9 protein-coding genes are annotated in these 11,558 nt (G+C 61.3%); 3 read left to right on the forward strand and 6 right to left on the reverse strand.

Annotated features, from left to right (window positions below; all coding sequences use genetic code 11):
- Positions 1-19: 19 nt before the first annotated feature.
- On the reverse strand, positions 20-1,600 hold the full coding sequence (locus IEW18_RS05095; RefSeq protein WP_188556736.1) for an amino acid permease: 1,581 nt from the start codon (positions 1,598-1,600) through the stop codon (positions 20-22).
- 667 nt (positions 1,601-2,267) lie between these two features.
- Between IEW18_RS05095 and IEW18_RS05100 the strand changes: the two genes are divergently transcribed.
- The 3 genes from IEW18_RS05100 to sbcD all read left to right on the forward strand — a co-directional run bounded on the left by IEW18_RS05100 (position 2,268) and on the right by sbcD (position 5,436).
- Positions 2,268-3,650 (forward strand): MBL fold metallo-hydrolase, encoded by a 1,383-nt coding sequence (locus IEW18_RS05100; protein WP_188556737.1) that lies wholly within the window; start codon positions 2,268-2,270, stop codon positions 3,648-3,650.
- A 93-nt stretch (positions 3,651-3,743) separates the two neighbouring features.
- The gene (locus IEW18_RS05105) at positions 3,744-4,085 is read left to right on the forward strand and encodes a DUF6970 domain-containing protein (protein ID WP_188556738.1); all 342 of its coding nucleotides are present in this window, start codon (positions 3,744-3,746) and stop codon (positions 4,083-4,085) included.
- 118 nt (positions 4,086-4,203) lie between these two features.
- Complete coding sequence (sbcD, locus tag IEW18_RS05110) at positions 4,204-5,436, forward strand: exonuclease subunit SbcD (RefSeq protein WP_188556739.1); 1,233 nt, start codon at positions 4,204-4,206, stop codon at positions 5,434-5,436.
- A 101-nt stretch (positions 5,437-5,537) separates the two neighbouring features.
- On the opposite strand, the gene IEW18_RS05115 is transcribed toward sbcD, so the two are convergent.
- The 5 genes from IEW18_RS05115 to IEW18_RS05135 all read right to left on the reverse strand — a co-directional run bounded on the left by IEW18_RS05115 (position 5,538) and on the right by IEW18_RS05135 (position 11,546).
- Positions 5,538-6,071 (reverse strand): GNAT family N-acetyltransferase, encoded by a 534-nt coding sequence (locus tag IEW18_RS05115; protein ID WP_188556740.1) that lies wholly within the window; start codon positions 6,069-6,071, stop codon positions 5,538-5,540.
- Positions 6,068-6,571: a GNAT family N-acetyltransferase gene (locus IEW18_RS05120; protein WP_188556741.1), complete on the reverse strand. Its 504-nt coding sequence runs from the start codon at positions 6,569-6,571 to the stop codon at positions 6,068-6,070. Before IEW18_RS05120 ends, IEW18_RS05115 begins: the two co-directional genes overlap by 4 nt.
- A 174-nt stretch (positions 6,572-6,745) precedes the next feature.
- On the reverse strand, positions 6,746-8,020 hold the full coding sequence (locus IEW18_RS05125) for a glycoside hydrolase family 2 TIM barrel-domain containing protein (protein ID WP_188556742.1): 1,275 nt from the start codon (positions 8,018-8,020) through the stop codon (positions 6,746-6,748).
- Between the two features lie 283 nt (positions 8,021-8,303).
- Positions 8,304-9,872 (reverse strand): alpha,alpha-trehalase TreF, encoded by a 1,569-nt coding sequence (treF, locus tag IEW18_RS05130; protein ID WP_188556743.1) that lies wholly within the window; start codon positions 9,870-9,872, stop codon positions 8,304-8,306.
- Positions 9,873-9,980: 108 nt separating this feature from the next.
- Positions 9,981-11,546 carry a RagB/SusD family nutrient uptake outer membrane protein gene (locus IEW18_RS05135; RefSeq protein ID WP_188556744.1) on the reverse strand — a complete coding sequence of 522 codons (1,566 nt, stop codon included), beginning with the start codon at positions 11,544-11,546 and terminating at the stop codon, positions 9,981-9,983.
- Between the last annotated feature and the right edge of the window lie 12 nt (positions 11,547-11,558).

Consider the following 11,558-nt stretch of genomic DNA (forward strand, 5'->3'; position numbering starts at 1 on the left):
CTTAGGGTGTTAACGCGCCTTAGGCGTTTTTGGGGTCGGGCTCGATGAAGGCTTGCTCCTCCATTTCGGTGGGCACTACCACGATGCCCTGCTGCAGCTTGGAGTTTTTCTTGCCGTAGATGAAGTAGACAATGAAACCCAGTAGCATCCAGCCCATGGCCACTTGGAGCGTAAAGGTGTCGAGCCCGACGATGAGCAGTGTGCACACTACGGCTCCCATAACAGGCACCAACGGGAAGCTGGGCGAGGACAGTGGCGAGCGGAACGGACGGGGCTGCTCCGGATTAGAGCGACGCATCACCCACACCCCGATGCTCACCAGCACGAAAGCCAGCAGCGTGCCAAAGGAAGTTAGGTCGCCGGCCAGGGAGCCGGGCACGAAGGCCGCGAACAGACCCACGAACACCATCAGCATCAGGTTGGACTTGTAAGGCGTATTAAACTTGGGGTGCAGCTGCGAGAAGGCATTGGGCATGAGCCCGTCTTTGGCCATGGAGAAGAACACGCGGCTCTGGCCCATCAGCATAACCAGAATTACGGAAGTAAAACCGAGCAGAATGCCGCAGGTGACGGCCGTAGCCAGCCAGCCGTAGCCGGGCATATGGGCGCGGATGGCGTACGCCACGGAGGCCTCGCCGCCCAGGGCGGGGTCAGCAAACTCGCGCCAGTTGGCTACGCCCGTCAGCACGTGGCCGAACAGGATGTACAGCACCGTGCAGATGGCCAGGGAGCCCAGAATACCGATGGGCATGTCGCGCTTAGGATTTTTGGCTTCCTGGGCGGCCGTGCTCACGGCATCAAACCCAATGAAGGCAAAAAATACAATGCCGGCCCCGCCGATGATGCCGCCCAGACCGTGCTTAAAGAACCCTTCGTAGGTGCGCACCACTTCGCCGCTCGCGTTTTTTACCACGGCGTCGGCCGGAATGAGGTAGGGCGTGTGGTTGGCCGAGTTCACGAACTGCCAGCCTACGGCAATGAAGACCAGCACGATGAGGGTTTTGAGCACTACCACAATGGCGTTAAACAGAGCCGACTCCTGCGTGCCTTTTACCAGCAACAGGCTGAGTGCCACAATGATGAGCAGAGCCGGCAGGTTGATGATGCCGTGCTGCGCCACACCGTTCACTACGGCATGCTCAAAAGGGGAGTGGCTTAAACTATACGGTATACTGGTGCCAAAGACCTCCAGCAGTTTATTCAGGTACTCGCTCCAGGCAATACTTACGGTGGCGGCCCCCAGGGCATATTCCATCACCAGGGCCCAGCCGATAACCCAGGCCACAAACTCGCCCATGGTGGTGTAAGCGTAGGTGTACGCCGAGCCAGCAATGGGAATCATGGCGGCAAACTCGGCGTAGCACAGGCCGGCAAACACGCAGCCGAAAGCCGCCAGAATGAAAGCCAGCGTCACGCCCGGACCCGAGGCCTGAGCCGCTGCGTTGGCCGTCCGCACGAACAAGCCGGCCCCAATAATGGCGCCTACGCCCAAGGCCACAAGGTTACCCGCTCCCAGCGTGCGCTTTAGTGCGCCGTGCCCGGAAGAATTGGCTTCGCCTAGGAGCACAGCCAGCGGTTTTTTGGCGAAAATATTTGCCATACAGGTTAATGAGAGAAGAAGAAAGGTGAGAAGGGGATTATGAAATTTGCAAAAAAAGCCGCCTGCAAGCGGCTACGTGGCCCGAATATAGCCCTTTCTCCGGACTGCGGACACGGCTCCGGCTGTTGGCCGGCTGATTTTAGCACCCGGGTAAAGCCCGCCCACGGGTAGCACTTCACCCAGCCGAATTTCCTAACCGACTCCTTTCCCCGGAAAAAGCTGCTTGTTCTGCTTGCGACTGGTGGCCTAACCGCGCCTCCCGCTTGCCCCAAACAGCCCCCTCCCCGCCGCCCGGACTACCCCTATTCAGGCAACCCGGCCATGACAACGCAAGTAAGCGCTATTGCCCCAGTTTACTAGGCCAACGTACAAGTCTGCCTAGGCGCCTTACCCGGAGCTTAGCGTAACGAATGTTTTTCTAGATCGGGCCTTCTAGCGGCATAACCCCGCCGGGCCAAATCCAACCCGGCCGAAACATTTCGGGACCAGACCACTTACTACCCTCGCCGGGTCCTGGCAATACCCCATTTTGTAGCCCGACAGTACCATTTCACCGGGCTAATATTGCCCTTACCTGTAGGCTGGCTTTGCTTCTTGCTTATATTTGAGAATATGCGCCCGGGCAACGGCTGAGCCCGCCCGGGGGCACCACCACATCCAACACCCCATGAGTCCTCTGCCTAGTAGTACCGGTTCGGTACAGATTCAGCAGTTTTACGACAAAGGCCTGGCCCACGCGAGCTACGCCATCCGCAGCAACCGCCAGGTAGCCATCATCGACCCGGCCCGCGACCCCCAGCCTTACTACGACTTCGCCGACGAGCACGAGGCCACGATTATTGCCGTCATCGAAACCCACCCCCACGCCGACTTCGTGAGCAGCCACCTCGAAATTGCGCGCGAAACCGGGGCCACCATTTACGCCAGCAAGCTGGTAAAGGCCAGCTACCCCCACCAGAGCTTTGATGATGGGCAGCGCATCACGCTCGGCTCAGTGGAGCTGCACGCCCTCAACACCCCCGGCCACTCCCCCGATTCCATTAGCGTACTGCTGATGGACGAGCTAGGCCAAACCCGCGCCGTATTCACCGGCGACACCCTTTTTGTGGGCGACGTAGGCCGGCCGGACCTGCGCGAAGACGACAACGTGGGCGGCCACAGCCGCGAACAGCTAGCGGCTCAGCTCTACCAGAGCACGCGCCAGAAGCTCATGACCCTGCCCGCCACTACCCGCGTGTACCCGGCCCACGGCCCCGGCTCGCTCTGCGGCAAAACCACCAGCCCCGACCTCGACAGTACCATTGGCAAGGAGCTGAAAACCAATTACGCCCTGCAGCCCATGTCGCAGGACGAGTTTATTAAGGTACTGCTGGAAGATCAGCCGTTTATGCCCAAGTACTTCGGGCACGATGTACTGCTCAACAAGCAGGGCGCCTCCTCGTTCGAAGACAGCGTCCGGGCGGTGCCGCGCCTGCATTCGGGCATTCCGCTTGAGCCGGGAGTGGTCGTGATTGACACGCGCCCGGCCGAGGAATTTCGGGCCGGCCACCTGCCCGGGGCCATCAACCTGATGGATGGCGGCAAGTTTGAAACCTGGCTGGGCTCCATTGTAAGCCCTCAGGAATCGTTTTACCTGATTGCTGACTCCCAGATTGCCCTGGACACCGTAATTCGGAAAACGGCCAAAATTGGCTACGAAAGCAACATAAAGGGCGCCTTGCTCACGCCCCGCGAGCTACCCGCCACCAGCCCCGCTACCGATGTGGAGCACGTTCGGCACCAGCCCCAGGACTTCACCATTGTGGACATCCGCAACCGCACGGAAGCTCGCCAGCCCATCTTCGAGAATGCCCTGCTGATTCCGCTGCCCGAGCTGCGCGAGCGGGCCCACGAAGTGCCGACTACCAAGCCCGTGCTGGTGCATTGCGCCGGCGGTTACCGCTCGGCGGCCGGGGCCAGCATCTTGCAGGCCGCCCTGCCGGCCGAAGTGCCCGTCTACGATTTGGGGGAAGCCATTACCACGTTTCAGCCCCAATCGGCAACGGTGTAGATTACCCTGCAACTTTTTCGCTCCACGAGTACTCTCAGAAAGACCGGGCCAGGTAGGTTCGGTCTTTCTGTTTTGGTTAATCAACAAGCCCCGATGAAAAAAGCCTTAGGCACTATGTTAGCCGCTACGTTCTCTCTGGTCGCCTGTGATGAGATTGACATGGAGAAGGACACGCCAAGCTGCATTCGGCAGAAAACCATCAACCTGGAGCGCGATACTCCTTGTGAGGAAGGTGCCTACGTGAAGCAGTACCTATTCCAGGGCCGGATCGTGTATGTGTTTGCCCCGGGTAACTGCATTGCTGATGGCAGCGCCGAGGTGCTGGATGAGGAGTGCAACCGGTTGGGCTCCCTAGGCGGCTTCGTGGGAAACACCCGCATCAATGGCCAGGAATTCAGCACGGCCGAGTTCAAGCGCACAATCTGGGAGAAGTAATAAGTTCTCTTCTTTCGCCTGACTTGCGGCGCGCAACAGCAACGTCAGCCGCAAGCCCGGGCCAGAAACCAACTACCGGGCGTTCTGCTTCCCGCCGAGAAGAAGTATCTTCGTTGTCATGCGCGTACTACACACCGCCGACTGGCACCTGGGCCAGCGGTTTATTCAGGGCCACGAGCGAACCGACGAGCACCGCCACTTTCTGGAGTGGCTGGTGCAGACCGTGCGCGAGCAGCGGGTAGAAGTACTGGTCGTGGCCGGCGACATTTTCGACACCGGCTCGCCCTCCAACCAGGCCCTGGAGCTGTACTACTCCTTTTTGCTGAACATGCGCGGTACCGGCTGCCGCGACGTGGTAGTGGTAGGCGGCAACCACGACTCGCCGGCTACCCTTAACGCCCCGGCCCGCCTGCTGCGCCACTTGCGCGTGCACGTAGTGGGCTGCGTGCCCGACTGCTTCGAGGAGCAGGTGCTGGTGCTGGACGATGCCGAGGGCAAGCCCGGCCTGGTAGTGTGCGCCGTACCCTTTCTGCGCGACCGGGACGTGCGCCTCTCGGTGCCCGGCGAAACGGCCGAGGAGCGCGAGGCCCGCATCAAACAAGGCATTGCCGACCACTACGCCCGTTGCGCCGAGGTAGAGCAAGTGTGGCAGCTCAAAGACCTGGGCCTGCCGGTGCTGGCTACCGGCCACCTCTACGCCGCCGGGGCGGCCCCGTCGGATTCGGAACGCACGATTCACGTGGGCAACCTGGGCCAGATTACCGCCGACCACTTCCCCACCGTGTTCGACTACGTAGCCCTGGGGCACTTGCACCGCCCCCAGCGGGTAGGCGGCCGGGAGCATATCCGCTACTCGGGCTCCCCTATTCCGCTGTCGTTTTCGGAAATAGACCACCCCAAGGAAGTGCTGCTGCTGGATTTTCAGGGCGGCAAGCTCACGCAGCTGCAGAGCCTGCCCGTGCCCGGGGCGCGGCGGCTGGTGCGCTTCCACGGCACCCTGGATGAGGTAACCCAGGCGCTTACTGCTTACGACAACGCCGGCTACCTCCTTCCCGCCTGGGCCGACGTGCAAATTCATTCGGAGCTAACCCAGCTGGAAGTGGCCGATGCGCTGCTGGCCGTGATTCAGGCCCTGGACCGGCAACAACTGGAAGTGCTGGCCCGCCGCCACTTTCGCCTCGTAAAGCTCCGCGCCCTGGGCCAGGCCGAGGAAACCGACGACACGCCCCTCACCCGCAGCCTGCACGACTTCACGGAGCGCGAAGTATTTGAGCAGCGCCTGGAAGCCGAACCCGAAGGCAGCCGCGCCGAGTTGCTGCGCACGTTTGACGAGCTGCTGGAGCGGATGTAAGCAGCTGTCTTTAGCTGGCTTTGTCGAAGAACGGTCCTGCGGAGCGTAGTCGAAGCATGACCGTTGTTGTTATCCTTGCGGGATTACCGCGTTAGAGTTGTTTATGGCAGCATTGTATTACTCCACTCATACCAGCACCACCAGCTACCATCGGGCTCGATAAAGTTCCCCTGCATGTGCAGCCCAACTTTCTCCAGTATGCTACGCGAGGCCGTGTTATCCTGCATGACGGTAGCATTGATTGCCGGCAGCTGCATGACGTCCACGCCGTAGCGCATGGTGGCGGTAGCGGCTTCCGAAGCAAAGCCTTGGCCCCAGTGGCGGGGTAGCAGGCGGTAGCCGATGTCGTAATAGTTGGTGCGGCCGTTTACTTCGCTGTCGTTGACCAGCTTCAGGCCGCACCACCCGATGAATTCCTGCGTGTCGTGGCGCACCACGGCCCAGCGCCCAATGCCGTTGCGCTCGTACTGCTGCCGGATGTAGTCGATAATCTTGGTGGCTTCGGCGAGGGTAGTGATGGGCTGATTGGGTACGTAGCGCAGCACGCGGGGGTCGGAGTCCAGGGCCAGGATACCGGGCGCATCGGCCAGGGTGATTTCGCGGAGCAGCAGGCGCGGCGTTTCCAGGCTGGTCATGGCCGCCGCACTGCGTACATCAGCTCATCCTCGTACTGCCCGTGCTTGAAAAACGTCTTTTCGAAACGGGCTTCCAACACGAAACCGGCCTTTTCCAGCACCCGCTGGGAAGCTAGGTTAGAGCCGAAAGGCCGGGCGAAGATGCGGGTAATATCGAAGGTGCGGAAGCCGTAGTCTACCATGTGCCGGACGGCCTCCGTGATGATGCCCCTACCCCAAAACGACTCGCCCAACCAGTAGCCCAGCTCCGCGTTCTTGCGCTCAATGTTAGTACGGGGGTGAAGCCCAATGCCTCCAACCGCTTCCCCGGCCACCTCAATAGCCAGAATGTGCAGCGGGTTTTCCTGGCCTGCCATTTCAATGAAAGCCCTACCGTTTTCCTCCGTGTAAGGATGCGGAAACTGGTCGTTCATGAACCGCGCAATAGCCGGGTTATTGGCATTGCGGACGAGGCTAGGCAGATCGGCCGGAGCCCAGGGGCGGAGGGTGAAAGGGGGCATAAGCTAGGGGCAGCAAGGTAGAATACTTCCTAGGTAGAAAAGTACCAGACCGTCATTCCGAGCGCAGCGAGGAATCTCGCGTGCTGACGTTGGAGAACTACTCAGATGCCCGCGCGCAAGATTTCTCGCTGCGCTCGGAATGACGGTCTGGCGTTTTTCACACTGTTTCCTACTCTATTTCCCCTTTACATAAAACGGAATGTTGGCCGTGGCCACGTTATCCTTACCGTCGTAGGCGTACACGAACAGGCGGTAGGCGCCTTCTTTGGTGGGGGCTTTGAGAGTAGTCTGGGCTTTGGCGCCGGCCGGAATCAGGCCGGGAATGGCGGCGGGGCGGCTTTCCCGGTCGCCGCCGGATTTGAGGTCGGTACTTTCCGGCAGCAGCTCGTAGCGGTACGTGAGGGCGTCTTTGTCGGGGTCCGTGACGGTGACAACGGCGGGGTAGCTCTGGCCAGCTTGTAGGTACACGTTGTCGGTAGCCTGCTTACCGTTTAGCTGAAACGAGGTGAGATGGGGGGCGCGGTTCCGGGGCCACTTGCCGCTCCACAGGTACTGCATCACGTCCACCACTTCCGATTCCTTGCCATCCTCCGTGAAGATGCCATACCAGGTGGGCGTGCGTTCTTGCTTCTGGCCCCACAGAAACACGTAGGTACCCAGGCACTGGGTTTTATCCTTGGCCACGGAGGCCTCGTAGCGGCTCTGGTACACGGCAGCTTTCTGGCTGCTGGTTTCCTCCACGGAGGCTTTCCAGGGCGTAACGGGGCTTTCCCAGTGGCCGGTGGGGCCCCACTCGGCTACCACGTAGGGGCCGGTCCAGCCGGTGGTGCGCACTTGCTGCGGAATGGAGGCCAGGCCAGCGTAGGTGTTGATGCTGAGGATGTCCACGGCCGGGCACTGGGCCTTGATGTAGTCGACTTCCTTTTGGTTGAGGCCCGCCAATACGGTACTGGTGGGGTGGTTGGGGTCTACCTCGTGAATCATCTGGGCAATCTGCTGCACGGCGTCCCAGACTTTAGGGTTAGTGTACTCCAGGTTCAGCTCGTTGCCGATGCCCCAGAACAGCACGGCCGGGTTATCCTTGTATTTGAGCACCTCAGCGCGCAACTTCTGCAACTGCTCGGCCACGGCCTGGGGGTTGTTGTAGTCGAAACCGTGCCGCTCCCGGGCCACATCCAGCCCCAGCATTACGGTGAGGCCGTTTTTATTGGCGTCGGCCAATACTTTATCGGCCCCGCCGGTGCCCCAGGTCCGGATGGAGTTGCCCCCGCAGGCCTTAATGCGCTCCGGAAACTGACCGCCGCCCGCTCCGTTGATGAAATAGGGCTGGCCGCCGCGCAGCAACTGGTAGCGGCCAGCCGCCTGCTTTACTTCAACTTTAACAGGACCAGTCTGGGCGTTGGCGGCCGTGGCCAGGGCAAGTAGGGCGACAGCGAGGTAAGGTTTCATAGGGTAGGGAAAGTAGGCACGGAATTCTGAAGTGCTCAAATTAAGTGTTTTTCACCCTACTCCCCTACCCCGGTCCGCTGCCCCCAAGGAGCAAGCCCTGGCCGGCTGCACTATCCGCCCAGCAACCGGCCCCGCTGCTACCTCACAACGGGGCCGTGCCGCAGTTCCAACTCGCTGGGTTCCGGCTACACCAAGGCTGACAGCAGGCAGTGTTTATCCTGCCCGTCCTGCGGAGCGTAGTCAAACAGGTATTGGGGTTTCCTACCCAGGCCTGCATGTAACTTTACTGGCTTTTCTGCTCATTCAGCAGCTTAAGTAGCACCCCGTTGGTCCAACCGAAACCGTCCTGGAGCTTGTATTCGCCACCCCCGGCGGGGCGGGTCAGGTCCGTGACGTTGTACTTCTCCAGCAGCTTGCCGGTTTGGGTGAACACGCGCACGTTCAGGTCCGTCCAGCGGCGGGCAATGGTGTTGGCCAGCACCGGCTGCTGGTAGCGGCGCAGGCCCTCAATAGCCACGTACTGCAGCGGAGCCCAGGCATTGGGCGCGTCCCATTGCTGACTGCTGGCGTTGGTGGTCGTCAGCAGACCGCCCGGTTTCAGAAACTCACTTTCCAGGCCTCGGGCAATGGTGCGGGCCTGCTCGGGGGTAGCCACGCCGTAAGTGAGCGGAAACGTGCCGGCCAATGTGCGCGCGGTAGCCGGGCGGCGCTGGGTCAGGTCGTAGTCGACAAACCAGCCGGCCTGGGCATCCCAGCAGTAGCGCCGGATGGCGGCAGCCCGGGCCTGGGCTTTTTGCTCAAACTCCCTGGCCTGGGGCAGCTGGCCGGCAGCGCGGTGGGCGCGGGCCAGGGCCTGCTCCATGGCCAGGAGCAGGCAGTTCAAATCAACGGGCACCAGCTCGGTGGTACGAATGGAGCCCAGCTGCCCGTCGGGGCCAAACCAGCGGGTGCTGAAGTCCCAGCCCGAGGCCGCAGCGGCGCGGATGTTGCGGTAGAACTGCGCAAGGGGCTGCGTGGTGCGGCGGGCCGCTTCCACGTCGGCGCGGTACGATTCTTCCCGCGGCTGGTCACTGTCGTCCCAGTAACGGTTGAGCAGCTCGCCCCCGGGTAGGCGCACCACCCGGCGGTCGGCCTGGCCGGGTTTCAGGGCCTCGGCGCCCGCCATCCAGTAGCTATACTCGCGGGCCAGGGCCGGCCGGTAGCGGCTGAGTACCGCCACTGAATCGGGACCTTCCGCCAGCAGGCCCACCATTTGGGCAAAGAAAGGCGGCTGCGAGCGAGTGAGGTAATAAGTGCGGTTCCCGTTGGGAATAAAGCCTAGCTTATCAATCAGGTAGGCGAAGTTATCAACCATGTCGCGAACCAGATCCTGACGGCCGGCCTCGCGCAAGCCCAGCATGGTAAAGTACGAATCCCAGTAGTATACTTCCCGAAAACGGCCGCCCGGCACCACGTACGGGTGGGGCAGCGGCAGCAAGGAGGAGTAGGGAGGCACCTGGGTTTGGGCCGGGCGGCGCAGCACCGTCCAAAGCGTGTCGAGGTGGGCCCGGACGCCGCCCTTGATGTTGCTGCGGTACAGGGCCGTATCGGTGGCGGGCAGGTAGAAATAGCGCTTGGTGAAGGCTTTCAGATCAAAGCCGGACCGGTTTTTTTCCTTCTGATACGCGGCCAGCACTACCGCCGGGGCGGTGGTGGGTAGCATGTCCACGAAGGTTTTGCCATCGGGGTACACCTGCCCCAGCTGCACCGCCTCAAACAGCCCCGGATACAGCTGGCGCGGGGTTGGCTGGGCCAGGGTCAGCAGGGGTAGCAGCAGCAGGCCAGCGGCCCCGATTCTCTTTATTGTCGGCATAGGTACAAGCGCATCGTGTGAAAGCCAGAGCAGGTAGTCCGGGTACAACAGAAGCAGCGGCTAGCTCACGCTGGCCGCTGCTTCTGCTAGCTGCCCCTCGGTACCGGGTTAGTACCCGGGGTTTTGGGTGATGTTACGATTTACGTCCACTTGGGTCTGCGGTACAGGGTAAACCAGGTATTTTGGGTCGCTCTGGGGCTTGTCTTTGCGGGCCTGCAGGAACTTACTGAACCGGATCATGTCCTGTCGCCGCCACGATTCTCCGTATAGTTCCCGGCCCCGCTCATCGAGCAATAGGTCAAGAGTGAGCGAGCTTAAGGCGCTAGCTCCGCGCGAGGGGTGCGTGCGCAGGGAGTTGACGATGGCCAGCGGCGTACCTCCGTACGAGCCGGCGCTGGTAGGCGTGGCTCCCCGCAGAATGGCTTCGGCCTTCATCAGCAGCACATCGGCCAGCCGAAAGCTTACGTGGTCGTTTTCGCAGCCATTGCCCCCTTTGCCCTCGCTTACGTAATCAACGGGGTATTTCACGGGCCGGATGCCCTTGGCTTCGAGGTCGGCCCCGGTTTCAAACAGGTTAATTTCCTTAGTGAAAGCCAGCGGAGCCCCACCGCGCGTGGTCAGGGGCGCGTCGGTAGTTAGGTTGTACTGCTGCCCGATCAGAAAGCCCACGTTGATGCGCCGGCCGGGGTTAGCGGGGCCACCATCAATATCGTAAGCTACGCCCCGGCGCTTGTCGGTGGCCTCAAACAGGTCGTAGAAGGCGGCGGTGGTGGCCGGCCCATTGTAGCCGTCCACGGGCCGCATGTTGTAGTGCGACACAAACTTCCAGGAGTCGCGGGTGGGCCCGCTGTTGCCAAAGGTATTTTCCTGGGTAAAGATGTTTTCGCGGCCGATAGCGCCGTTGTTAGGAGCGAAATTATCGAAGAAGTTGGGCGTAAACGAGTACTTGCCGCTGTTGATGATTTCGTCGGCTAGTGTTACCACCTGGTTCATGTCGGCCGCCGCGAAGGTGGGAGCCTGGCGGTTAGCGTACACGCCCTTGTTGAGGTAGCACTTCATCAGCAGCACCCGGGCGGCGTCTTTGGAGGCGCGGCTGGCGGGGCCGTCGGGTAGGTCTTTCTGCACGGCCGTGATTTCACTGACGATGTAATTGAGCGCCTCCGTGCCTTTGCGCACCCGGGCCAGCTCGCTGAGCCGTTCGCCTGGCTCCCGGTACAGGACTTGGTCGTACAAATCGAGCACCAAGTAACTGGCCCAGGCCCGCAGGAACCGCGCCTCGGCCTGCTGTTGTACCGTGGGGTCGAAGCGGAGCAGGTCGGTGGCAGCGTAAATAACGCCGTTGAGTTGGGTGTAGGTCTCGCGTACCCGCTCGTTGTTGGGGTCCCAGGTATGGTTAAACAGGGCGCGCCACTTGCCATTGTCGTCCCAGTCTGGGCCGCGGGTGGGCATGATACGAGCATCCGTAGAAACCTCTTGCAGGGCAAACACGCTCACGTGGCCCTGAATAGGGTCGCGCTGCGAATTATACACGCCGATGAGCAGTGCTGCCGGGTTGCCGCGCGGAATCTGGTCCTGCGTGAGCTGACCTTCCAGGGTTTCGTTTAACTCACAGCTGCTGGCCACCTGTAGCAACGCCAGAACGGCGGCCGTGCAAACAATCTTGGAGTAGTTCATGGTGGGAAGAAA

The organism is Hymenobacter glacieicola, from assembly GCF_014640315.1.
GTDB classification, from domain to species: domain Bacteria; phylum Bacteroidota; class Bacteroidia; order Cytophagales; family Hymenobacteraceae; genus Hymenobacter; species Hymenobacter glacieicola.

What these genes read in the sequence shown, in the direction of transcription:
- IEW18_RS05095 (WP_188556736.1), bottom strand. Translation starts at nt 1,600, where the DNA reads ATGGCAAATATTTTCGCCAAAAAACCGCTGGCTGTGCTCCTAGGCGAA.
- IEW18_RS05135 (WP_188556744.1), bottom strand. Translation starts at nt 11,546, where the DNA reads ATGAACTACTCCAAGATTGTTTGCACGGCCGCCGTTCTGGCGTTGCTA.
- IEW18_RS05105 (WP_188556738.1), top strand. Translation starts at nt 3,744, where the DNA reads ATGAAAAAAGCCTTAGGCACTATGTTAGCCGCTACGTTCTCTCTGGTC.
- IEW18_RS05115 (WP_188556740.1), bottom strand. Translation starts at nt 6,071, where the DNA reads ATGACCAGCCTGGAAACGCCGCGCCTGCTGCTCCGCGAAATCACCCTG.
- IEW18_RS05120 (WP_188556741.1), bottom strand. Translation starts at nt 6,571, where the DNA reads ATGCCCCCTTTCACCCTCCGCCCCTGGGCTCCGGCCGATCTGCCTAGC.
- sbcD (WP_188556739.1), top strand. Translation starts at nt 4,204, where the DNA reads ATGCGCGTACTACACACCGCCGACTGGCACCTGGGCCAGCGGTTTATT.
- treF (WP_188556743.1), bottom strand. Translation starts at nt 9,872, where the DNA reads ATGCCGACAATAAAGAGAATCGGGGCCGCTGGCCTGCTGCTGCTACCC.
- IEW18_RS05125 (WP_188556742.1), bottom strand. Translation starts at nt 8,020, where the DNA reads ATGAAACCTTACCTCGCTGTCGCCCTACTTGCCCTGGCCACGGCCGCC.
- IEW18_RS05100 (WP_188556737.1), top strand. Translation starts at nt 2,268, where the DNA reads ATGAGTCCTCTGCCTAGTAGTACCGGTTCGGTACAGATTCAGCAGTTT.